The 23,779-nt window shown below is 48.1% G+C and carries 21 protein-coding genes and 1 riboswitch; of the genes, 11 read left to right on the forward strand and 10 right to left on the reverse strand.

The window, feature by feature from the left end:
* Window positions 1-27: 27 nt before the first annotated feature.
* A riboswitch (Lysine riboswitch) is annotated at window positions 28-208 on the reverse strand.
* Between the two features lie 122 nt (window positions 209-330).
* Entirely contained in the window at window positions 331-471 is a 141-nt protein-coding gene (gene sspJ / locus J6600_RS15580; RefSeq protein WP_021494114.1) for a small acid-soluble spore protein SspJ, read from the reverse strand.
* A 183-nt stretch (window positions 472-654) separates the two neighbouring features.
* Here sspJ and J6600_RS15585 point away from each other — a divergent pair, with 183 nt between their 5' ends.
* Window positions 655-1,137, forward strand: a complete 483-nt coding sequence (locus J6600_RS15585) for a metal-dependent hydrolase (RefSeq protein ID WP_003151759.1) — start codon at window positions 655-657, stop codon at window positions 1,135-1,137.
* A gap of 41 nt (window positions 1,138-1,178) precedes the next feature.
* Window positions 1,179-3,035, forward strand: a complete 1,857-nt coding sequence (locus J6600_RS15590) for an LTA synthase family protein (protein ID WP_209387580.1) — start codon at window positions 1,179-1,181, stop codon at window positions 3,033-3,035.
* A gap of 30 nt (window positions 3,036-3,065) precedes the next feature.
* On the opposite strand, the gene J6600_RS15595 is transcribed toward J6600_RS15590, so the two are convergent.
* Window positions 3,066-3,992 carry a substrate-binding domain-containing protein gene (locus J6600_RS15595; protein ID WP_061862558.1) on the reverse strand — a complete coding sequence of 309 codons (927 nt, stop codon included), beginning with the start codon at window positions 3,990-3,992 and terminating at the stop codon, window positions 3,066-3,068.
* A 117-nt stretch (window positions 3,993-4,109) separates the two neighbouring features.
* Between J6600_RS15595 and modA the strand changes: the two genes are divergently transcribed.
* The 7 genes from modA to J6600_RS15630 all read left to right on the forward strand — a co-directional run bounded on the left by modA (window position 4,110) and on the right by J6600_RS15630 (window position 10,742).
* Window positions 4,110-4,907 (forward strand): molybdate ABC transporter substrate-binding protein, encoded by a 798-nt coding sequence (modA, locus tag J6600_RS15600; protein WP_014418870.1) that lies wholly within the window; start codon window positions 4,110-4,112, stop codon window positions 4,905-4,907.
* Window positions 4,888-5,571 carry a molybdate ABC transporter permease subunit gene (gene modB, locus J6600_RS15605; protein ID WP_017418930.1) on the forward strand — a complete coding sequence of 228 codons (684 nt, stop codon included), beginning with the start codon at window positions 4,888-4,890 and terminating at the stop codon, window positions 5,569-5,571. The genes modA and modB overlap by 20 nt, the downstream gene beginning before the upstream one ends.
* Window positions 5,572-5,665: 94 nt before the next feature.
* A complete protein-coding gene (locus J6600_RS15610; protein ID WP_022553783.1) occupies window positions 5,666-6,313 on the forward strand; it encodes a response regulator transcription factor in 648 nt (215 codons plus the stop codon).
* A 5-nt stretch (window positions 6,314-6,318) separates the two neighbouring features.
* On the forward strand, window positions 6,319-7,422 hold the full coding sequence (locus J6600_RS15615) for a sensor histidine kinase (RefSeq protein ID WP_209388361.1): 1,104 nt from the start codon (window positions 6,319-6,321) through the stop codon (window positions 7,420-7,422).
* A 119-nt stretch (window positions 7,423-7,541) separates the two neighbouring features.
* Window positions 7,542-8,477 (forward strand): ABC transporter ATP-binding protein, encoded by a 936-nt coding sequence (locus J6600_RS15620; protein ID WP_061862562.1) that lies wholly within the window; start codon window positions 7,542-7,544, stop codon window positions 8,475-8,477.
* A gap of 23 nt (window positions 8,478-8,500) precedes the next feature.
* Window positions 8,501-9,595: an ABC transporter permease gene (locus tag J6600_RS15625; RefSeq protein WP_209387581.1), complete on the forward strand. Its 1,095-nt coding sequence runs from the start codon at window positions 8,501-8,503 to the stop codon at window positions 9,593-9,595.
* A 1-nt stretch (window position 9,596) separates the two neighbouring features.
* On the forward strand, window positions 9,597-10,742 hold the full coding sequence (locus J6600_RS15630) for an ABC transporter permease (RefSeq protein ID WP_209387582.1): 1,146 nt from the start codon (window positions 9,597-9,599) through the stop codon (window positions 10,740-10,742).
* Between the two features lie 32 nt (window positions 10,743-10,774).
* Here the strand turns inward: J6600_RS15630 and J6600_RS15635 are convergent, their stop codons facing one another.
* Window positions 10,775-11,605 carry an aldo/keto reductase gene (locus tag J6600_RS15635; RefSeq protein ID WP_007410023.1) on the reverse strand — a complete coding sequence of 277 codons (831 nt, stop codon included), beginning with the start codon at window positions 11,603-11,605 and terminating at the stop codon, window positions 10,775-10,777.
* Between the two features lie 221 nt (window positions 11,606-11,826).
* Here J6600_RS15635 and J6600_RS15640 point away from each other — a divergent pair, with 221 nt between their 5' ends.
* Window positions 11,827-12,312: a hypothetical protein gene (locus J6600_RS15640; protein WP_025649280.1), complete on the forward strand. Its 486-nt coding sequence runs from the start codon at window positions 11,827-11,829 to the stop codon at window positions 12,310-12,312.
* Window positions 12,313-12,348: 36 nt separating this feature from the next.
* On the opposite strand, the gene J6600_RS15645 is transcribed toward J6600_RS15640, so the two are convergent.
* The 5 genes from J6600_RS15645 to J6600_RS15665 all read right to left on the reverse strand — a co-directional run bounded on the left by J6600_RS15645 (window position 12,349) and on the right by J6600_RS15665 (window position 21,535).
* Window positions 12,349-14,364 carry a Na+/H+ antiporter gene (locus J6600_RS15645; protein ID WP_007613743.1) on the reverse strand — a complete coding sequence of 672 codons (2,016 nt, stop codon included), beginning with the start codon at window positions 14,362-14,364 and terminating at the stop codon, window positions 12,349-12,351.
* A gap of 348 nt (window positions 14,365-14,712) precedes the next feature.
* Window positions 14,713-16,428, reverse strand: a complete 1,716-nt coding sequence (cysI, locus tag J6600_RS15650) for an assimilatory sulfite reductase (NADPH) hemoprotein subunit (protein ID WP_014418875.1) — start codon at window positions 16,426-16,428, stop codon at window positions 14,713-14,715.
* Between the two features lie 27 nt (window positions 16,429-16,455).
* Window positions 16,456-18,264, reverse strand: coding sequence for an assimilatory sulfite reductase (NADPH) flavoprotein subunit (locus tag J6600_RS15655; protein ID WP_154817944.1), 1,809 nt, complete (start codon window positions 18,262-18,264; stop codon window positions 16,456-16,458).
* Window positions 18,265-18,438: 174 nt separating this feature from the next.
* A complete protein-coding gene (helD, locus tag J6600_RS15660) occupies window positions 18,439-20,754 on the reverse strand; it encodes an RNA polymerase recycling motor HelD (RefSeq protein WP_025649284.1) in 2,316 nt (771 codons plus the stop codon).
* A 172-nt stretch (window positions 20,755-20,926) separates the two neighbouring features.
* Entirely contained in the window at window positions 20,927-21,535 is a 609-nt protein-coding gene (locus tag J6600_RS15665; protein WP_007410017.1) for a trimeric intracellular cation channel family protein, read from the reverse strand.
* A 222-nt stretch (window positions 21,536-21,757) separates the two neighbouring features.
* Here J6600_RS15665 and J6600_RS15670 point away from each other — a divergent pair, with 222 nt between their 5' ends.
* Window positions 21,758-22,558 (forward strand): zinc-dependent metalloprotease, encoded by an 801-nt coding sequence (locus J6600_RS15670; protein ID WP_015418210.1) that lies wholly within the window; start codon window positions 21,758-21,760, stop codon window positions 22,556-22,558.
* A 33-nt stretch (window positions 22,559-22,591) separates the two neighbouring features.
* Here the strand turns inward: J6600_RS15670 and J6600_RS15675 are convergent, their stop codons facing one another.
* Together J6600_RS15675 and J6600_RS15680 are read right to left on the reverse strand one after the other, a co-directional pair.
* Complete coding sequence (locus tag J6600_RS15675; protein ID WP_007410015.1) at window positions 22,592-23,011, reverse strand: disulfide oxidoreductase; 420 nt, start codon at window positions 23,009-23,011, stop codon at window positions 22,592-22,594.
* Window positions 23,001-23,672 carry a disulfide bond formation protein BdbD gene (locus J6600_RS15680; protein ID WP_032869683.1) on the reverse strand — a complete coding sequence of 224 codons (672 nt, stop codon included), beginning with the start codon at window positions 23,670-23,672 and terminating at the stop codon, window positions 23,001-23,003. Before J6600_RS15680 ends, J6600_RS15675 begins: the two co-directional genes overlap by 11 nt.
* Window positions 23,673-23,779 lie beyond the last annotated feature (107 nt).

The raw sequence follows: 23,779 nt of genomic DNA on the forward strand, positions 1-23,779 counted from the left end.
TGCTTAAAGAAACACACACACCCTTGATCTCCGGATAGCCCTCCGCGAAAAAGCACGCGGCAGTCCTGCACTTATTCAGATACAGTCCCAGCATAAAGAAGGATCGGCTTTCTTTACACTTCGGCGCTGATGCCTTTAACACATGTTTTGCGGCCCCTATCAGCCTGGCATGTGCGACTCATCATCAAGCGCAACCTCTACCTCACCGAGAAAGAGTGAGGATTTTTATCATTCAATTCTACTCAGAGGTTATCAGAGATAAAAAGATCTGTCAAAGGGAAAAATTAGATGGAAAACGGATAGAGCGTTCGCCCTACCCGTCTTATATGGTCAGCGGTTGTTTTTTTTCTTTTGAACAGCTTCTTGAAGCGGATCGTCTTTCAGAGCTGCACCGGCGTCGTCAAGCGCGCCTTGAATGACGTTTTTGTTTTTATCGCTGTTTTTTCCTTTTTCTTTGTTAAAGAAAGCCATCTGTATCACCTCTTTATCAAATATAGGTACACCTATAATGTGTCTTTTTCCGCGGCAGAATATGCGGAATCCGCGTCTCCTTCCTTTTGGCGGAACAGGTAAAGTTTGTTGATCAAACATGCATTCTCTTGATATATTTGTAATTCAGGGGATTTTGGCAAAAATAAAAAGGAGAAGCGAAAAATGACAGGAAAAACACACATCATGGGAGGCATCGCTTCTTGTTCCGCAATTGCGTATTATTACGGGTATGATCCGGTCCTTATGACCTCAGCGGGTGCCCTCGGGGCGCTGATTCCCGACATATGCCATACGAAAAGCAAAATCGGCAGAACGCTGCCCGTTCTGTCCAAAATCGTAAGCACGGTGTTCGGCCACAGAACGTTTACACACAGTCTGCTGTTTATGCTTATTATGTTTTTCATTACGGCAACCTATATTCCGAATCCGAGCATTTCCGCCGGACTGATGATCGGAATGGCGAGTCATCTTGTGCTTGACGCATGGACCGTCAACGGCATTAAACTGCTGTTTCCGTCCGCCATCCGCTTCCGTCTTCCCCTTTATATGAGAACGGGGAGCTTTTCGGAGCAGCTTGTGCTGGCCGGCTTAACGATTGTATCCTGCTATTATTTATACGAACTGGTTCACGGCCGCATCTCTTAAACAAAAAGCGTCTTTCGCTTTTAGGGTGAGGAGTCATACATATGAAGAAAACCTTTTTCAGCAATCATCGGTTTTTATGCCTGTCCATCCTGTTCATGTGGATGAAAACCTATGCCGTTTATAAGCTCGGTTTTGATCTGCAGAACAATTCGGTTCTTGAGGAATGTCTGCTTCTCATTAATCCGCTGAGCTTCATTGTGCCGCTGTTCGGCATCGCCCTGCTGCTGACGGAAAAAAAACAGCGGATCTTTCTGCTTTCGGCAAATGTGATGCTGACGGGGATTTTAATCGCAAATACGGTGTTTTACGGTTTTTATATTGATTTTATCACCATACCGGTTTTGTTTCAGGCGAGCAATATGGGTGATATGGGAAGCAGCGTCCAAGAGCTGTTTCACCCGCTTTATATCGCTTTATTTTTGGATATTGCGGTTTTGTTTTACCTTGGTAAAAGGCATAAAGCCGGTAAAGGAAAAACGGGCGCCCGTACCGTTAAAGCGTATGCGTGGGCATCAGCCGGCCTCATGCTGTGCAACCTTGCGCTGTCTGAGGCCGAGCAGCCGAAGCTGTTCAAGCACCCTTTTGATCGTGAAGCGCTCGTAAAAGGAATCGGCCTGTTCCACTTTCATTTGTATGACACCATTTCGCAGACGCTGAATGCAGGGGCTAAAGCGTTTGCCGACGAAGACAGCCTTGCGGCGGTCGCAAATTACACTCAAGCCGACTACAGCAGGCCGTCCGAATCAAAGTTCGGGCTGGCAAAGGGGCGCAATGTGATTTTTGTTACGCTCGAATCAACCCAGCGTTTTGTAATGGATGAGCGGGTCAACGGGCGGGAGATTACCCCGTTTTTAAATAAACTGCGGAAAAAAAGTTATGACTTTACTCATTTTTATCAGCAGACTGAACAGGGAAAAACCTCAGATTCAGAATTCATTACTGCGAATTCGCTGTATCCATCTTCAAGCGGCGCCGTTTTTTTTACAAAAAGCGGCCACCGGTTCAATACGATGTACCATATGTTAAAAGACCGTCAATACTATTCAGCCGTTCTGCATGCCAATCATAAGGCCTTTTGGAACCGGGATGAGATGTACGGGGCATTCGGAATCGACCGTTTTTTCGACGCGGATGAATTTAAGGTGACACAGGAAAATTCAACAGGCTGGGGCCTGAAGGATAAGGAATTTCTCGAACAGTCAGCGGAAAAATTAAAGAAGCTTCCGCAGCCGTTTTACGCGAGCCTGCTGACTTTGACCAACCATTTTCCTTTTGAAATTGATAAACAGGATCAGCTCATTGAAGAACCGGACACAAGCAGCGATTTATTAAACCGCTATGTGACGACGGTCCGCTATGAAGATGAGGCCCTGAAACACTTTTTCAAGAAGCTGAAAAAAGAAGGACTGTATGACAACGCGATGATCGTCCTGATGGGAGATCATTACGGTATATCCGAAGCCCATAATCAAGGACTTGCCGAATTCTTAGGGAAAGAGGAAATCACTCCGTTTGATACGGTTCAGCTTCAGCGCGTGCCGTTTATCATTCATATTCCCGGGGTGACCGACCGTGCGCCGGAAACGATTGCTTCCGCCGCGGGACAGGTTGATGTAAGACCGACGCTGCTTCACCTGCTCGGCATTGAAACGAAAGGCAGCATTCAGTTCGGCAATGATCTGTTTTCCGGAGAGCGGACCCCGTTTGCGGTGCTGAGAAACGGCAGCTTTATCACGGATGATCATATTTATACGAAAAATACGTGTTACAGCCGTAAAACGGGTGAACCGCTTTCTGACATGAGCGCGTGCAGCGATGAGAAAGAAAAAGCGGAACAAGAGCTGATGCTTTCCGATAAAATATTAAACGGCGACCTGCTGCGGTTTTACAAGCAATAAAAAAATCCCTCCGTTATATGGAGGGATTTTTCATGTTTCATATATGAGCCGTCCGGTCATTTTCGTATCATATCCGGATAATTGAGAAAGCTGAGACTTGAATTCCTCAGAATTGAGGATGTCCTGCACGCTTTGAACAAGCTCCCGGTTTTGTTTTAAGACGACCACATCGTACTGTTCACTGATCACCGGGATAAAGTCCGTGCCTGCCATATGCGCCGCATGCTGCGACCCGACTCCGATATCCGCCTTTCCGCTTGATACTTGTGAAGCCGCTGACAGATGATCAGTGACAATGTCATGGTAGCCGGCGACATCAGACGGCGTAATACCGAAAGATCTGAGCTGTTCATCCAGCAGCACCCTCGCGCCTGATCCTTTTTCGCGATTGACGATACGGACATCCTTTCGGCTCAAGTCCTGAAAGCCCTGAATGTTCAGCGGATTGCCCTTTTTCACATATAATCCGGCCTGCCGCAGCACGACATGAAAAAGCGCAAACGGCTCCCCTGAAAGAATGCGCTTCACGTACGGGATGTTATACTGCCCCGTCTCCCCATCGTACAAATGCAGACTGACGATGTCACAAGCCCCGCGGTACATCTCGATCAGGCTGTTCAAACTGCCGCTGTACTTGCGGAGCGGAGCCGCCTGTATTGTTTGTTCCAGCTGTTTGCTGAGGAGGTCCATCGACACATCCTGCCCGCTGATGATAACGGACTGCCTTTTTTCCGGCTCCCGCCCGCGGGACGGGTCAGCAGCTTCTGATACGGATGGCTTTTTTGACATTCTCATGTTTGCTTTATATTGTTTTAAGTCCTCTTCATCGACCCTCATCTGTCTTCCGACCCTGTACGCCGGAATGAGTCCTTTTTTTATCAAATCATATACTGTCAGTTTTGAGACCTTCAAAAGGCCCGCAACTTCTTCTATTGTATAGGAAGTGGCTTCTGTCATATTATCACGCTCCATTTTTATTATAACTGTTCAGATATTGAAAAAAAACCGCACCATTACGTACAATTGCGTTATAATTAGTTTGATCTAATGATATTTAGCTATAAGGGGTGCACAATGTTGAAAAAGAAAGCGACACTACTCACCACTGCGGCTATGGCCGTTTTCCTCGCAACTGCGGGCTGCTCATCCGGACAATCGTCCAAAGGCGGACAAAACGAAAAAGTCACGCTGACCGTTTCTGCGGCAGCCAGCGCTCAGGATGCACTTGAAGAAATCCAGACCAACTACGAAAAATCACATTCAAACGTAACCATTCAAGACAACTTCGGATCATCAGGCACATTGCAGAAACAAATTTCACAAGGCGCGGGAGCTGATTTATTCTTCTCGGCAGCCGAAGATAAATTCGAAAAGCTCGTTCATGACGGAGATATCGATAAAAAGGACAGCACGGATCTTTTGAAAAATGATCTCGTCATGATCGTGCCTGAGAAAAACAGCGCACACCTGACACATCTGAATGACCTGAAAAAAGACAGCGCCGAAAAAATCGCGCTCGGCACGCCTGAATCCGTTCCGGCCGGACAATACGCCAAACAGTCATTGACGGCATTATCCATGTGGGACAAGGTAAAAGATAAAGTCGTCTATGCAAAAGACGTTCGCCAGGTGCTTTCTTATGTTGAAACCGGAAATGTCGATGCCGGGCTTGTCTATAAAACAGACGCACTGATTTCGAAAAAGGTGAAAATCACCGATGAAGCGCCGGCGAAAACGCACGATCCGATCGTTTATCCGCTCGGCATCGTCAAGGATACAAAGCACCGTAAAGAAGCAGAAGCGTTTTATCAGTATCTGCAGTCTGATGAAGCGATGAAAGTGTTTAAGAAATATGGATTTACTGCCAAGTAACATTACGGCTTCGGAGTTTTTCACTCCCGTCGTACTGTCGTTTGAGGTGGCTTTGGCATCGGGCCTCGCCGTCATCATTCTCGGGACGCTTGCCGGCGCCTGGATGGCGAAAGCGCGATTTCCCGGAAAAACGGCTGTGGAGACCCTGTTTATGCTCCCGCTCGTTCTTCCGCCTACCGTTGTCGGCTTCATTCTCATTATTATTTTCGGGAAACACAGCTTTATCGGCCGGGCGATTGAGCGGATTTTTCACCAGCCCGTCATTTTCACGTGGTCGGCCGCGGTGATCGCTTCGGCTATTGTCGCCTTCCCGCTTATGTATCAGTCCGCTAAAACCGGCTTCGCCGCGGTTGATGCCGACATCGAGGGAGCGGCGAAAGTAGACGGAGCCGGCAGATGGCAGGTGTTCACCCGTATTTCCGTCCCGCTTGCCTTTCCCTCCCTCTTGACCGGAAGCATTCTCAGTATTGCAAGGGCGCTAGGTGAATTCGGGGCGACTTTAATGTTTGCGGGAAATATTCCCGGCGTCACCCAAACGCTGCCGACAGCGATTTACGTCGCGATGGACTCCGGCAATGAAACACTCGCCTGGGTGTGGGTGATCTGTATTGTGATCATTTCTTTCCTGATGCTGTTTTTCATCCAATTGAAAAAACCCGCTTGACTGATCCGCCTTCCGCGCACCTTTCGCCGGGAGGCTTTTTGATTTAAAATCGGATGGTATATAATGAAACAAAAAACACACAAAGGGTGCGGCCATGAAGATTAATGTCATTATCGCGGATGATAATTCTTTCATCAGAGAAGGAATGAAAATCATTTTGCATACATATGAGGAATTTACTGTATCGGCAACGTTGGAAAACGGCCTGGAGGCGGCAGAGTATTGTAAACACAATCCCGTCGATATCGCCTTGTTGGACGTCCGCATGCCGGTGATGAACGGCGTCGAAGCCGCAAAACGGATCGTGGAGGAAACGGATACGAAGCCGATGATCCTGACGACATTTGACGACGATGAGTATATTTTAGAAGCGATTAAAAACGGCGCGAAAGGATATTTATTAAAAAATACCGAACCGGAACGGATACGCGATGCGATCAAAAGCGTCTTCAACGGGCACAGCATTCTTCAGGACACCGTGCTGGATAAAATAAAAGACAGCCTTTTCCGGCCGGCCGAAGCCGCGCATCAGATTGATGAAAGCCAGTTTACTGAAAGAGAGCTCAGCATCATGTCGCTTATTGCGAAAGGACTGTCGAACAGGGAAATTTCAAAACAGCTTTTCATTTCTGAAGGGACGACGGCCAATTATATTTCATCTATTTTAGGGAAAACAGGGCTTGAGCACAGAACGCAGATCGCCATTTTTTATATCACCGGGAAGGTGGATAACGGGCGTTGAACGGTATGGATTTTTGGATGCTGATGAGCAGACTGATCGCCATTTTTTATACGGCTTTTTTGTTCGTATCGGCAGACCGCCCTTACACGCCGTACGCCGTCTTGTTTCTGCTGCTTTATCTGTCTTTGGGCATTGCGGTCTGCATGATCAGGCCGCCCGCTTGGAGGCGCGGGATCACCCTGCTTTCGCTTGCATTGACTGCTTGGCTTTCCGCCTTAGGCCATCCGGCGTTTCTATTTCTTTTGCCGCCCGCCATTTTTGCCGTTCTTGCCGAATATCCGGTTCACCGCTATGTGTTCTGCCTGCTCGTGTTTTTGCCGTTTTTATTTATCCCGTACGGCGACCTTCCGACTTATATCGTCATGACCTTGTTCTGCTTGGCGATATTCGTTTTGGCCGCCCGGTCCAGCAATCGGCTGAAAAAATATGAAGAGCAGTCAGACAGCATGCGCTCAAGCATTGAAAAACTGACGAAACAGCTGCACAGCAGCACAGAATATATCAAACAATCGGAGTATACCGGCAAACTCGAAGAAAGAAACAGATTGTCCCAAGCCATCCATGACAAAATCGGCCATTCCATGACAGGCGCGCTCATCCAGATGGAAGCGGCGAAGCGGATGCTCGGCTCCCATCCGGACAAAGCGGCTGAACTGCTCCAAAACGCCATTACCATTTCCAAAGAAGGCATAGAGGATATCCGCATAACGCTGAAAAATATGAAACCGCCCGCTGAACAAATGGGCATTCACAGATTAAGAACGTTTATTGATGAATTTTCGGCCAAAAACGGGATACCGGTTCCGTTTACGCATCAAGGCGATTTGGACAGGCTGACACAAATGCATTGGAGAGTCATTCAGGAAAACGTAACCGAAGCCTTGACCAATGCAATGAAATACGCCGATGCCACGCAGATTTTCATTGATATCCATGTGCTGAACAAAGCTGTGAAAGCGGAAGTCAAAGATAACGGAAACGGCGCCGTCCGCTTTAAAAAAGGCCTCGGCATGCTCGGTATGGAAGAACGGGCGGCCGTCTTGCACGGAACCGTTATTTTTGACGGCACGGCCGGTTTTTCCGTCACGACATTGCTTCCGGTTGAATAAGTGAATATTTTCATGTGAAAAATATGAAGATTCTCATGTCAAAGGAATGAACAGCTGCACTAACGGCCGTTCATTCTTTTTTTTATAATAAGAGCATCACAAGACATAGAGGTGGAAACATGAACATTTTGGAGCTCAAACAGCTGAGTAAGAAATTCGGTGATTATGCCGCCGTTGACCAGATGTCGCTTGCCGTAAAAGAAGGTGAGATTTTCGGGTTTCTCGGCGCAAACGGAGCCGGAAAAAGCACGACGATCAATATGATCTCAGGTCTTTTAAAACCTTCAGGCGGAGACATTCTGTTTCTCGGAAAAGATATTTTCAAATATAGCAAAGCAACGAAAATGAATATCGGCATCGTCCCTCAGGACCTCGCGATTTACGAAGAATTAAACGCCTATGAAAATGTGAAGTTCTTCGCCGGGCTGTACGGCCTGAGAGGGGCGGCTCTGAGAGAACGGGTCGAGGAAGCCCTGACATTCGTGGGCTTGAGCGATAAACACAAATATTTGCCGAAGCATTTTTCCGGCGGAATGAAGCGCAGGCTCAATATCGCGTGCGCCCTTGCCCACCGGCCGAAACTGATCATCATGGATGAACCGACGGTCGGTATTGACCCGCAATCAAGAAATTATATTCTGCAATCAGTGAAAAAGCTGAATGAAATGGGCTGCACGATCATCTACACGAGCCACTACATGGAGGAAGTGGAAGAAATATGCACGCGCATCGCCATCATCGACCACGGAAAAGTCATCGCAGAAGGCACAAAAGAACAGCTGACCTCCATCATTACCGACACGAAGGACGTCGTGATTGAGCTGTCATCCGGAAACGGCATCAGCCTCGCCGATATTCAGGAGCTGCCCGGCGTCAGAGCAGCCGCACTGGAAGAAAACAGCGTGAAAATCAGCTCTGACACAGGGGTCAACAATTTAAACCGCCTGATCCGGTACTTCATGGACAAAGGCATTGAAATCCGCTCCTTGCAGGAACAGGCCCCTGACTTAGAAACGGTATTTCTCACGCTGACAGGCAGAAGCCTGCGCGACTGACCCCATTGAAAGGAGGATTGCAAATGAATATTCTGCACATCGCCGTGAAAGAAATCAAAATCAGTTTCCGCGACAGACGGACTTTTATTTTCATGCTTGCTTTTCCGATCGTCTTCATGCTGATTTTTACTGCGGCATTATCAAACGCCTTTGATTCAGAGGTGACGGTCGGAAACATCAAGGTCGTATATACGGACCAGTCAAACGGCCCTCTTTCTCATTATTTTACTGAGTTTATGAAAGCCGCCAAAAAAGAGCATGTTTATTTTCAAAAAGCGGACACGGAGGCAAAAGGCAAAAACGAGGTTCGAGAAAATCAGGCGGATGCTTTCGTCACTGTAAAAAACACCGGTTTTCAAGTCTATACAAATGACCGGAGCGGCATAAACGGCACGATCGTCCAAGGCATGCTGACCGCTTTTACCAATCAATACAAAGCAGGCGCCGCCGCTTACAAGGCGCATAAGGCGCCTTCGGCCGGACAAATCAAAAGCGATTATATGAAGCAGACGTCTTTACACAAAGCGAAAGAACCGAAAGCGAAAGATTTTTACGCGATATCCATGACAACGATGATCGGGCTGTACGCCTCGATTTTTGCAAGCACCTTATTCCGCGGGGAAAGAATACGGCACACCGCGGATCGCCTGATCGCCGCTCCGCTCCGGAAAAGCGATATCTTTCTCGGAAAGATGCTCGGCATTTTGGCTGTGAATGTTCTGACGATTCTTGCCGTTATCGCCTTCAGCAAATTTATCTTAAAAGCGAATTGGGGCAGCCACATGGGCCTTGTGCTTTTGATTCTCGTTTCTGAAATTCTTTTGGCCGTCAGCTTCGGGCTCAGCCTGAGCTATTTGACCAGAAAACCCGAAAGCGCCAGATTAATCACCGTCATCATCGTTCAGGTGATGTCCATTATCGGCGGCGCCTATTACAAATATGAAGGCGGAGGAATTTCTGTCCTGTCGCCCTTATCATGGATCAATAAGGCGATTAACAACATCATTTACGCAAATGATGTATCAGCGGCATGGCCTGCACTCGGTTTAAATACAGCATTGGCGGCACTCTTTTTGCTGATCGCCGCATTTACGTTTCAAAGACGGGAGGGATTGTAATATGAAAAACTTCTGGTGGCTGTTTGCACACACTCTCAAAGGGATTACAAAAAGCAAAAAACAGCTCATTCTTTATATCGGGGCTCCGCTGATCGGCGTCTTCCTCTCCTTCATGACCAATGCCAACGGCGGAGCCGAAACACTCAATATCGGCATTCTCAATCAAGACGGCGGAGAAGTGGCACAGGATACGGTCACGTTTTTAAAAGGACTGGATCATGTGAAGATTTCGGAGGAAACGGCTGCGTCCGCCACATCCAAGATCGCTTCAGGAAAAATGGAGGCGCTCATTACGTTTGAAAAAGGCTTCTCCCAAAGCGTAAAAGACGGGAAACCGGCTCACATCGGCATGACCTCGCTGAAAGGCGCCCAGGTCACCGGATATGTCAGCTCTTATTTGTACAATTATATGAACAGCGCCGCCTCAATCGGCAAATCTTCCGGCGGAGACGCGAAAGCCTTTCAGGCGATGTACGCCGCTTTCAAGCATTCTCCGATTCAAACGAAGTCCGCTGTTTTACAAGATACATCGAACCATAAAGAAATGACTTACTCAGTCATCGGGTATCTCATTATCATTATGCTCTATTCCGCCGGCAACCTGACGGAACTGATGATTAAAGAGCGGGAAAACAGGACGTACTACAGGCTTCTGTCAACGCCGATCACATCAAAGCAGTATGTACTGGCAAACGCGGCGGTGAATATCATTATCATGGCCGTCCAAATTCTATTCGCCGTTCTCTTTATGGGCGCCGCTTTTCATATTCATCCGTCATTCCCGCTGTGGCAGCTGTTCGTCCTGATGATGCTGTTTGCATTAAGCGCGATCGGAATCGCCTTTATTGCCGTCGGTTTTTCCAACAGCAGCGCTTCAACATCGGCGCTTTTGAATTTGATCGTCGTGCCGACATGCTTGCTCGCCGGCTGCTTCTTTCCGAGCAATATTATGCCGAAAACGGTGCAGACAATCGCCGAATTTCTGCCTCAGCGCTGGGTGCTCGATACGGTCGATCAATTGCAGCACGGCCGCACGCTCCAAAGCCTGATGCTGAACATCATCATTTTGGGAGCCTTTGCCGCCGCCCTGTTATTAATAGCCGCATACAGGTTCAGCGTAAAACGTCAGACACAGACATTTATGTAAAGAAAAACAGCCCCGTAAAGGGCTGTTTTTTCTTAGAACAGAAGCTCGTCCGGATTCGGGCCGACACGCTCGTCTTTGTTCAATGCGCTGATCTTTTCCATTTCTTCCTGTGACAGTTCGAAATCAAAAATATCGGCATTTTCTATAATGCGGTGCTCTTTAATCGATTTCGGAATGGTAACGACTTCGTTTTGAAGATCCCAGCGCAAAATCACTTGAGCAACCGATTTGTTATGTTTTTCCGCAATTTGTGACAGCACTTCGTTATCGAGGAGCTGTCCCTGCATCAATGGAGACCATGCTTCCACTTGAATGCCCTGCGCTTTGCAGAAATCTCTTACTTCTTTTTGAGTCAGGCGCGGGTGGAATTCAATCTGGTTGACCATCGGCTTGATTTCAGCATCTTTCAGCAGCTCTTCTAAATGATGCACTTGGAAGTTGCTGACGCCGATGGCGCGGATTTTGCCGTCTTTGTACAGCTTTTCAAGAGCGCGCCATGTGTCTTTATATTTATCCTTGCCCGGCCAGTGAATCAGGTAAAGGTCGAGGTAATCGAGGCCGAGGCGCTCAAGGCTTTTCTCAAACGCGTCAAGTGTCGTTTCGTATCCTTGATCTTCATTCCACACTTTTGACGTGATGAACAGCTCTTCTCTGGCAACGCCCGCAGCTCTGATGCCTTCGCCGACACCCTCTTCATTTTTATAAATAGCCGCCGTATCAATGCTGCGGTAGCCGTTTCTGATTGCCGCTTCGACGGAGTCCGCCGCTACGCTTCCGTTTTCCACCTTGAAGACGCCAAGGCCGAACCACGGCATTTCAACGCCATTATGAAGCTTTACAGTATCTTTTAAGCTTTTTGCCACGTTGAACCATCCTTTCTAGTCATTATGTAAACGGTTATTATTATCTCACATTTCCGCCGTAAGAAACCAATTATACGCTCATCGTTATCACAAAAACCATCTTTAGTGCCCAAGCACCACTGCCGTTATTATTTTCCTATTTTTCAAAAATTACGGTTAACCGGGTAACTGTCCGGGTAAATCGCTACTGTAGCCACCACACAATTGAAGGAGGAAATCATATGAAACGTATGCGTATCCCGATGACCGTTGCCCTTGGCGCCGCTTTGTCTCTGACTCCTCTGTCCTTTGTATCCGCAAAAGAAACCCCGGTCCCTCAAAACATGGCACAGCAATCATCAGATGTCTCAGCAAAAGATGTCGGATTAAACATTGACGTTGACCTGCTCGGCATCGGCAATTCGATTGCTGACGCGATTAAGTCGGCGCAAAACCGTGACGGCTTCGTCAAAAACTTAATGGAATCTTCATTCTATGCTTCCGGACAAAAATATAACGTCATGGTGTTTAATTTAAGCCAGGAATATGAAGATCATTTTAACGGCGTTCAGTTTTACGGTTCCGCCGTTTATGACGGCATCACGTACGGCATTTGGGTGTTTGAAGACGGAAGCTTCACCAATAAAGGTGATGGCGGCTGGATCAACTGGGCCTTCAGAGGCTGGTTTGACCGCGACGGCGATCACGTCGAATTCCATCGTCCGTAATCAAAAAAAGTCCGGCGAACAGATGCCGGACTTTTTTTATTCACCTCCGTCAAGCATGGCCGCTTCCACATCATTGATGTATTGGCGAAGCTCATGTGACATATCGCGGGAAATTTCCCGCTCTTCGAATAATGTTTGGATTTCGTTGCGGATGGCCTGCACGGCCCGCAGTTTGATTTCGAGTTTTTGATTTTCAAAACGGCGGCTCGGACTCTGTTCGTGATACGAGTGCCCCAGCCTGAAAATCAAGTGATTGTAAAAGGAAATGACGGCAAGCGTCACATCTTTATTTTCTTCAGTCATGTGTTTTTTCAGGCTTTCAATGGCCGCTTTTGCCGTTTTAACCCTCGTGGTGCGGATGAGGCCTTCTTCATTTAAAATCGACATTTCCGGCTTTTTTTGTTCACCGAAAAAGATCCAGTACATCAGGCGTTTCAGCTTTTTCTTAGATAAGCCGACTTTAAACGGATTCGTATACAGCACTTCCAGTTCATCAAACCGTTCCTGAAGGCTGTCAGCCGTTTCTTCCGGTATGTCGCCCCGCTCAATCAGCCGCAGCAATTCTTCCTGTTCAGCCTGTATCCCTTGGGCGCGGACTTTCCGCTCATCTTTTTTCGTGCGGTTTTTGACGGTGAACTGCTGAAACCTGAGATTTTTCATTTTCTCATTGTATTCGGCAATGACCGCAAAAGAAGCCGTTTTGTTTGTCTCATTCATATTTTCTTTAATGGCGGTTAAGGCAGCTTTTATCAGCTTCCGTCTCGCTGTCAGCAATTTGACTTTCTTCTCTTTCACATTGTCTTCCGGCTTATCTGTCAAAATCGGCAGTACGATTGTCGCCAGCACCAATGTGCACATAATAACGCCCGCGGCTAAAAAGAGAATCAAATTCCGTTCAGGAAACGGCGAGCCGTCAGAGAGCACGTAAGGAATGGAAAAGGAACCCGCAAGCGTAACCGCTCCCCTGACGCCTGAAACCGAAATCAGCAGGGTCGAGCGCAGGCCGGGTTTATAAATACTCTGATCCTTGTTAAAAAACCACTTGCCGTTCCAAAAAAACAGCACCCACAAAAACCTGAGAATCATTAACGTCAGCGTAATGACGATAATGTACCCGATGACCATCATATTGTTAAACGCGGTATCATTAAAGATGACGGAAACCACATCCGGTATTTGCGCACCTAAAATAACGAAAACAAGACCGTTCAGAATGAACAAAATAATATTCCACGTACTTGAAGAGACGATTTGCAGTTTGACCATCGTTGATTCAAGACGGTCCTGCTCCACCGCATGCGTGATGCCGCCGGCCACAACAGCTAAAATGCCGGAAACGCCGATTTCTTCAGCCGCGAGATAGATGACGAACGGCGTCAGAATTTGAATCAGCATATGCATCGTGACATCCTGCATGCCGAGGCGGCGCAAAAACAGCCGGAAACGGATAATCAAAAAAGAAATGACGACACCGCTGAGTAAACCTCCGGCTGAAATCAGAACGAAACTGAAGGCGGCCTGCGCCAGCGAAAATGCGCCCGTCACGGCAGCCGCAATCGCAAATTTAAAAGCGACCAGGCCGGATGCGTCATTCATCAGTCCTTCTCCTTCAAGGAGACGCAGAATGCCTTTTGGCATCTTTACACGCCCTGACAGCGCGCTGACCGCGACAACGTCAGTCGGTGACAGTATCGCCGCCAGCCCGAACGCGGCAGCCAGCGGGATGCTCGGAATCATCCAATGAATCGTGTAACCGCCGACAATCACCGTGGCAAACACGAGCCCGAGCGCAAGCAGCAGAATCGGCGCTCTTAAATTCCAAAGTTCCGCACGCGGCGTCCGTTTTCCATCGTTAAAAAGCAGCGGAGCGATAAACAAAACAAAAAACAATTCAGTATTCAGTTCAAAATGAAGCCCCTGCGGAAATGACGCCGCAATGATACCGAGCGCCACCTGAATCAGAGGCACCGGGATAAAGGGGACAAACCGATTTACGATATTTGAGATCGCGATGATGGTTAAAAGTACGAGTACGACTAAAAATATGTCCAAAGCATGACCTCCTTCATCTGCTGCATCATATCATTATTGCCTGTTCTCTGCCTTTGCCAAAGGCCGGAGCCGATGATCGGGCAGATTCAATATATTTTCCGCACGCAACCATTCTTCTTTTATTTTACCCGTTTTTATTTAAAATTTCTCATAACGTGCTCACGGCGAACTTTTTTTGCCTTCAGCTACATTTTTTCCGGAAAAAGAAAAAGCCTGTTTTCTCTGAAAACAGGCTTTTTCGCAAGCTGCGTCATCTGTTTCATGACGCGGTGCAGCGCTTATGCTGCTTAGTAAAGGATAGAGAACGCACCGTCAGTGTGTCTCTATCCTTGGTTTTAAGTGCTCATCTTATTCGTGAAAATTCGTGCCGTCTGTCGTCGCTTTAATGATGCCGGCGCGGATGACGAAATCCCCGAAGTGTTCGCCTTCCTCACGCTCTTTCGCGTAGCGCGGGAGAATGGTGCGAAGCTCACTCAGAATTTCCTCTTCACCGATATTTTCCCGGTACATTTTGCTCAAACGGCTGCCGTCAAACGCCGCTCCTAAATACATATTATATTTTCCGGGCGCCTTTCCGATAAATCCGATTTCGCCAAGCGCATGGCGGGCGCAGCCATTCGGGCACCCGGTCATACGGATGGTGATTTCTTCATCCCGCAGCCCGTTTTCGTCAACAATGGCTTCAATTTTATCAATCAATTTCGGCAGATACCGCTCGGCTTCGGCCATGGCGAGCCCGCATGTCGGAAGCGCGACGCAAGCCATTGAACTGCGGCGGAGGGCGGAATGCTGCCGGCCGTCTGTCAGACCGTATTGTTCGATTAATGCGCTGATTTGTTTCTTTTTCTGGCTCGAGACATTGCCGATAATCAGGTTTTGATTAGAAGTGAGACGGAAATCTCCCGTATGGACTTTGGCGATTTCACGCAATCCCGTCATCAGCTTGTAATTCTCATAGTCCGTGACGCGGCCGCCTTCGATAAACATTGTAAAGTGCCATTTCCCTTTTACACCCTTCACCCATCCGTAACGGTCGCCGTTATGGTCAAAATGATAAGGTTTCGCTTCATCCAGCTGCCAGCCGAGGCGGTTTTCCAGCTCGGCTTTTACGTTTTCCAGCCCGAGACGGTCAACGGTGTACTTGAATCTGGCATTCTTTCTGACGGAACGGTTTCCGTAATCGCGCTGAATCGTAATGGTTTTTTCCGCTACATCATACAGCTGCTCCGGTTTGCAGAAGCCGATGACTTTTGAAAGCTGCGGATAAGTGGCCGTATCGCCGTGCGTCATACCCATACCGCCGCCGATTGCCACGTTGAATCCGATAAGTCGGCCTTCCTCCACGATGGCAATGAAGCCGAGATCTTGAGAAAAGACATCGATATCATTGGACGGAGGCACGGCGATTCCGATTTTGAATTTCCGCGGCAGGTACAGCGGCCCGTACATCGGTTCCGTTTCCGTGTCAGGAGTGCCCGCCACACGTTCCTCATCAAGCCAGATTTCATGATAGGCTCTCGTGCGCGGAAGAAGGTCATCGCTCAATTTCTTCGACCATTCGTATACTTCCGCATGAATTTCAGACTGGTGCGGATTTGAAGCGCACATGACGTTTCGGTTGACATCTCCGCAGGCCGCAATGGTATCAAGCAGCGCCGCATTGATTTTCTGAATCGTTTTTTTCATGTTCCATTTTAAAATTCCGTGCATTTGGAACGTTTCACGCGTTGTCAGCTTCAATGTATTGTTTCCGTATTTTTGCGCCAGTTCATCCATGACAAGCCATTGTTCCGGAGTTGAAACGCCGCCTGGCATCCGGACGCGCAGCATGAACTGATAAGCCGGTTCAAGCTTTTGTTTTTGACGTTCATTACGGAGATCGCGGTCATCCTGCAAGTAGCTTCCGTGATGCTTCATCAGCCGGTTGTCTTCGTCCGGGATGCCGGCTGAAATCCGGTCGAGCATGACTTCTTTCAATGTGCCGCGCAAATAATCGCTTTTTTCTTTAATTTCCTCAACATCACTTGGAGGGCCTTCCGGCGCTTTTAAAATGTTGTTCACCATGCTGAATAAGCTCCTTTCAAACCAAAATCAATATACGTCACGCTGATAGCGTTTTTTCTGCTGCATGTCTGCCAGGAAGCTTTCCGCTTTTTCACGGCTCATGCCGCCTTCTTCCTGAATGATATCGAGAAGCGCCTGGTGCACGTCATGCGCCATATGCTGTTCATCACCGCAGATATATACGGCGGCTCCCTGCTGCAGCCATTCATACAGCTCTTTGCTTTGTTCTTTCATGCGGTGCTGCACATATACCTTTTCTTCTGAATCCCGGGAAAAAGCGACGTCCATTTTTGTGAGAACACCGTTTTGCAGCCATTTTTGCCATTCCGTCTGGTACAGAAAATCAGTGACAAAGTGCTGATCCCCGAAAAACAGCCATGTTTTCCCCTCAGCTCCGGTTTCTTCACGCTCCTGCATAAAGGAACGGAACGGCGCGATGCCTGTCCCCGGCCCGACCATAATGACCGGTGTATCCGGATTTTCCGGCAGCTTGAAGTTTTGGTTGTGCTGAATGTAAATCGGAAGCGTATCTCCCGGCTGGAGTCTTTCCGCACAAAGAATGCTGCAGACGCCTTTTCGTTCTCTGCCGTGCGCGTCATATCTGACCGCTCCGATTGTCAGATGCACCTCTTCCGGATTCGCTTCTAAACTGCTTGCGATCGAATAGAGCCGGGCCGGCATTTTACGCAGGATGGAAAGAAAGTCTTCCGCGGAAGCTTCCCACGGACCGAAATCCCGGACGAGATCAAGCAGATCACGGCCGTTGATGTACGCTTTCACCTGCTCTTCGTTTCCTTCGGCCAGAAGTTCACTCAGCTTTTGGTCAGCCGTAAACTGTGCGGCCTTTTGCAGGAACGGTTTTGTTAAGACGGTTATTTCAAAATGAGAAGTAAGCGCGTCTTTCAGCGGGAGGCGCTCTCCTTGTTTATTCACCGCCACTTCCTGTTTTGGGTCCCATTTCAGCTCATTGATCAGCTCATCAACGAGCGCCGGATCATTTTCCGGATAGATGCCGAGGCTGTCTCCGGGCTGATACGCGAGGCCCGATCCTTCAAGCGAAAGCTCGAGATGGCGTGTTTCTTTATTCGAACCGCGTCCGTTCAGATTGATGTTCTCAAGAACCTCCGCCCGAAACGGATTCGTTCTGGAATAAACGGATTCACCGAGAGCCGGCGTCTCGGCAGGCGCTTCGGCTGTTTGATTTCCCGCTCCTTCGTTCAAACCGCCGATGACCGCGTCAAGCCATTCCGCAAACGGCTCATCATAATCAAGATCGCAATCAACCCGCGGCGCAAGCTGGGTGCCGCCGAGCTCTTGAAGACGCTCGTCAAACTCTTTGCCGGTCTGGCAGAAAAATTCATACGAGCTGTCCCCGAGCGCCAAAACGGAGTAACGGAGCGCTTCAAGCTTCGGCGCGCGTCTGCCGTGAAGAAATTCATGAAAGGCCAGCGCGTTATCCGGCGGATCGCCTTCTCCGTGCGTGCTCACCACGATCAGTAAATTGTTTACTTTTTTCAGATTATTTGGCTTAAAATCGTTCATCGACGCGACGGTGACCTGGAATCCCCGTTCCTCAAGCGTCTTTACCGTCTGTTTCGCAAGACCTTCCGCATTTCCCGTTTGCGATCCGTATAATACGGTCACTTCTCTTGAGACTGCCGGGCTTTCTGCTGGAGCCGGGGCAGCGGGTGCGGCTGTTTCACCGGATTCGGACCGGGCCGCAGCCAAATAACCGCTCAGCCAGATTTTCTGTGATTCTGTCAAGGTCGGCAGAAGGCGGTTAAGGAGCTCTGCCTGCTCCTGATTAAACGGACTGTTCATGACCTGAAGTTGCAACGATATCCACCTCACAAGGAATTAAACGTAACGTACGTTATTTCTATAGGAATTGTCAAAATAATATTCTAATTGAAACTTTACCGAAAGTTTGTATGTAAGTAAAATATATAATCATGATGACAATGATTAAGATTACTAATGATAAAAAGCCCTTTGCACTTGGCAAAGGGCTTACACGAATAAGCCGGCGGGCACTTCTTTTATAAAAGGAGAGGGTTCTCCCGGAGACAATACGGTCAGATGATGCATCGCCCGCGTACAGGCCGTATATAACAACTTACGGTCATGTTCGCTTTTGTACTGGGCAGCAGAGGCGTCAGCGGCAATGACGGCGTCAAACTCAATGCCTTTTGCCAAATACACGGGAATGACGCATACCCCTTTTTGAAAAGGCTGGTTTTCTTTATTGATCAAGCGGACACCGCTCCCGTCGCTGACCGCCTGAAACACTTTTTTGGCTTCCGCGGCCGTTTTGCAGATGACGGCGACCGTCTCCCAGCCTTTTTGTCTGAGCTCCCGGATTGTATCCGCCAATTGTTCCCGCCGCGCATTTTCTGTATCCGTCCGCAAAACACGCGGTTTTTCCCCGTTCCGGTTAAAAGGCTCAATGTCATCGCCGTCAGCCAGCAGCGCTTTCGTAAATTCAACAATCTGCCGCGTCGATCTGTAGGTCCGTTTCAGGCTGACATACTTTTCTGCACCATTGCGAAAGCAGCCGGCGAGGGAAGAAGGGCCCGTAATGGTGTGGGCATAAATCGACTGGCTGACATCACCGAGCACCGTCATCTTTGCCGCTGGGAAGATGCTTTGAATATACGTGAGCTGAAATGGGGAATAATCCTGCGCTTCATCAATGAAGACGTGCTTCATTTGTGTGTTTTTTCTTTTTCCTTCTAACAAATCCTGCAAATACAAATAAGGAGCGGCATCTTCATACGGAAGTGACCGTTCTGCAAATGCGTTTCTGGTCAAAGCGCCGATGCTCTCCCAATGATCGGGCTTTTCATCAGCTCCCCAGTCTGAAAACAGCCGGAGATACATCCGTTTTATATCGAGAAAGCCGAGCCGTCTGACGGCCTGCTTAATCGGTTTAAAGGCTTTGCCGACAATAATGGCGCCAAGCAGCCGCTGTTCGCGCTGATGGTCGTCAAATACAGGTTCATCATCTGCCGCCTGCTTCTTGAGTGTTTGATAAACCTCAGCATAGTCTTCCTTATCAAGCAGCTCGCTCTCCTGCAAGACCCATTCCTTCTTACGCTCCTTTTTTTCGAGAGCGCTGATTTCCGCGAGAAGCCATTCCGCCGTCAGTTCAGCTCTGTTCGGAATCGGCAGCTGCTGATCAAGTGAATAAAAATAGTCTTCAATCCGCTCTTTTGAAATCAGGATGTCTCCCCGGAAGCTGATCTGTTTACACATCAGGCCCGAGCCGGAAAGCGAGCCGGCATAGCGGTCAATCATGGCCTGGAAAGCTGATGACGCTTTGTAAGCAATGGCTGCGAGCCTTACGGAAAGTGCATCCTGGTTTTGTTCAGTCAGGCAATATTCAAGCTGCTCGTACGGGCTTTCACAATCAAACTTTCGTCCGAGCCGGCGGATGATATATTCTTGAAAGGTGGCCTGCTCCATATTCTCTTCTCCCAATTCCGGCAATACGGCGGAAACATAACTGTTGAACAAAATGTTCGGGGAAAACAATACAATCTGACGGGCATCAAGCACCCCGCGCCCGCGGTACAGCAAGTAAGCGGCCCGCTGAAGCGCCGCGGATGTTTTCCCGCTTCCGGCGGCTCCCTGAACAATGAGATATTTGCTTTTTTCATCCCGGATGATTTCGTTCTGTTCTTTTTGGATGGTTGACACGATGTTTTTCATATGCTGTCCGGAATGGCCGCTCAGCACCTCTTGCAGCATTTCGTCACCAATCGTCATATCCGTGTTAAACATCGCTTTAAGCGTCCCGTTTTTAATGATAAACTGCCGCTTCAGTGTGATGTCTCCCTCTATCGTTTCTTCCGGAACTTCATAACGGGCTTTTCCCGGGGAATATTGATAGTAAAGAGATGAGATGGGCGCGCGCCAATCATAAATGAGAAATTGCTCGTTGTTTTCATCCATCAAAGAAGTCAGCCCGATATAAATCCGCTCGGAAGAGGACTCCCCTTTTTCCGTAAAATCGACACGGCCGAAGTAAGGAGAGGTTTTCAGCTTTTGGATTTTTTGAAGCTGCCGATATTGAAGCCGATGCGTCCGTTCACGTTCTGAAAGCATTTCTGCCTGCTGTTTAATGCTTGAAAATGTCTCAGCCGCTTCGTGGGCATCATCCATATTCACGGTGACATCATCCCAAAACGTTTTTCTCAAGCCCACAATATCCTGCTTCAATCCGCCCGATGAGGCTTCAAGATGAGTTTGTTTCTGTTCCAGTTCCTTCATAACAAAATTGATTCTTTCCTGCTCTTCTTTCCACTCTTTATCACGTTTTGCCATCAGCGGCACCTCCGACATCAAGCTGACAAATCCGGCTTTCATCATACAAACATATATGCAACATATTATTCAGCATTATGGTCAAATACCCTTTTTCTTATCATATCGGGCGTCTTTTTTTATCAGAAGCCGTTATGAAAAAAAACCGATTTCTTTTGTGAAATCGGTTTTTTTACTGATCTATATGATAGGAACGATTCGGCAGGCGCCACCTGAACACATAACTGCAGATGCGGCATGCCACAAGCACAAGAAACAGCACATACAAACCGGCGGCATCCCCGGCCCAGCCGAGGCCCACGATTAACCCTCCGAGCGCGGCCCAGACCGCGTAAATTTCCGCTTTCAGCACAAGCGGCTTTCGTCCGGCAAGAAGATCCCGTATGATGCCGCCCCCGCTGCCGGTCAGGACCGCTGCCGCAATCACCGCACTGAGCGGATGGCCCATTTTCACGGCATATAAAGCGCCTTGGATGGCAAACGCCGAAAGCCCGATGGCATCGGATAGGTTGCCCCATTTACTCCAATGCCTTAACAGCAGCTTCGGAAACAAAAAGACAATCGTAACTGATGCGAGAGCGATTTGAAAAAACGCGCCTTGCTCCCACAAGGCGGAGACCGGAACACCGATCAGCAGATTTCGGATGGCTCCTCCGCCGAACGCCGTTACAATCCCCAAAATATACACGCCTAAAATATCATACTCCTCTTCCATCGCAACAATCGCTCCGCTGACCGCAAACGCAATGATGCCGATTACACTAAGCAGCTCCCAGGCCATTCCATATGCTCCTTTTTATTTGTTAAATTTTCTGACGACCATTAGATTTTATAATCGCTTTCTCTTAAAATCAACCTTATTTTTGAAAGATTCTGATTCCTAATCCGGGACAACCTCACCCGCAACGGCTGAGAGCGAGAGCATTTTCCTATTTTATACTTTAATGGAAGGTTTATTAGAAGTTTCATTGAATACTTTCTCTAACAAAAAGGGGGTTATGAGATGAAAATCAGTTCACTTGTTTTTCCTGTTTTATTGGCCGCCGGATTAATTCCCGGCCTGCCGTCAGCCGAAAGCCATACACATTCGCACACTCATGCGGAGCCGGCGAAAACGGTGTATACGGACCCGCTTCCGAAAGCCGATCATTTTAAAGATCTGAAGGGCCCGGTCCAAGTTGAACAGACGGTTGACACAAAAATTCTGGATGAAAACGGCAAGCAGGTCGGCACGAAACGATTTAATGCCAATGTCAGTCAGGATAAAGCCTCAACTAAAGCCAGTACGGGCAGCCAGAAGGTCAGAGTGCTGGCGGTGGCGGACGCTGAATACCGCGCCAAATACAGCGACTGGCAAACGCGAATCGTCCAGATCGTGGAGCAGGCGGATGTCGCTTTTAACCGTGATCACAACATTGATTTCGTCGTACAGGCCGTGCAGGCTTGGAATTCCTCCGGCTCAAACAGTTCTCAGATTTTATCGAATCTCCAAGGCAGCTTCAGAAATCAAAATTATCATTTTGTCGTCGGTTTTACCGCAAAATCAAGTTTTGACGCCGGCGGTATCGCGTATGTATATAACGGCAAACCGAGCGGCCCTGCTTTCAGCGTGAACCTTGATCAAGGAACGGCCAACACGGCGAAAGCGGCACAGCACGAGTTTTCCCATAACTTCGGACTTCAGCATGACGCCCAAGGCAGCGGCATCCGCTGCGTCATGAATTATGATTATGCCTATTCCGTGGATATTTGGGACAGCTCCCATAACAGACAGATTGAGACAAACAAAGCTTGGTACAAATAATAGAAAAAGAGCCGCTCCCATGGAGCAGGCTCTTTATTTTGCCGTGCGTTCCGTTTTGACAAAACACATGCAGATAATAATGAGAATAAATGCCGTCAATGCCAAGAAAGGAATGGTAATGAAACCGAACCAGTTAATATATTCAGATGAGCAAGGCACGCCGTAGACACACGGCTTGATGCCGCTGAAACCGGGCACCTTCTGCTCAAGGTAATGCATGATCGATATAAACGCGCCGATGACGGCCATCGGCAGCACATATTTTTTCACGCGCGTGTCACCCTGAAAGGTGGCGATTCCTAAAATCAGGACAAGCGGGTACATGAGAATTCTTTGATACCAGCACAGCTCGCACGGTATGAATTTTCTGATCTCGCTGAAATATAGGCTGCCGAGCATGGCAGCAAGAGCTATCACCCAAGAAGCATATAAAAATACGATTCTATTTTTCATTTTTCAGCTCTTTCTTAATCGTTTTTGAAATCTCCTCATAATCAGAGAATTTTTTAATCACTTTGTTATTAACGTAAATCGTCGGTGTCGCCGTAATGTTTAATTTATCATTCAGGTCAGTGTCAGCTTTCAGCTCTTTTGCAAATGTCTCTTTATCAAGGTTTTCCTTCAGCTTGTCAGGATCAACCTTTTTCGCGGTGCTTTTGACCGTTTTTTCAAGCAATGCAGGCGTGACCCATTCCTGTTCGCTTGACGGCTGCTGTTCAAACAGCTTTTCATGGAAAGCCCAGAATGATGCCGGGTCTTCTTTCCACACCTCTTCTGAAGCAAGAGCCGCCAGACGCGAGCCGCTTCCGTGGTACATGACGTTCACAAATGAAAATTTCACGTCGCCTTTATCGATAAAATCTTTTTTGATTTTCGGAAAGATATCGCTGTTAAATACTTTGCATGACGGACATTTGTAATCTCCGAATTCAACTACCGTAACAGGCGCGCTGTCTTTGCCGAGCACGGGCTGTCCTTTAATGGAAGGCTGTTCGGCGACTGTTTCGCCCGCTTTTTCCGTTTGGTTGTTAATAATTACGATGGCCGCAAATAAAACGACAACGATTAACGTCAGTATCACCGCAAATTTCGCAGACGATTGTTTCTTTTTCACTCAGACACCTCATTGTTTTTAAAATAAAAAAGAAGCGGATGCCGGATGGCCCGCTTCTCTATTTTACCAAGACAACCTTGTTTAAGAAAACCCTGAAAAACGAATTA

The sequence above is a fragment of the Bacillus sp. LJBV19 genome, from assembly GCF_017797845.1.
GTDB lineage: Bacteria > Bacillota > Bacilli > Bacillales > Bacillaceae > Bacillus > Bacillus velezensis.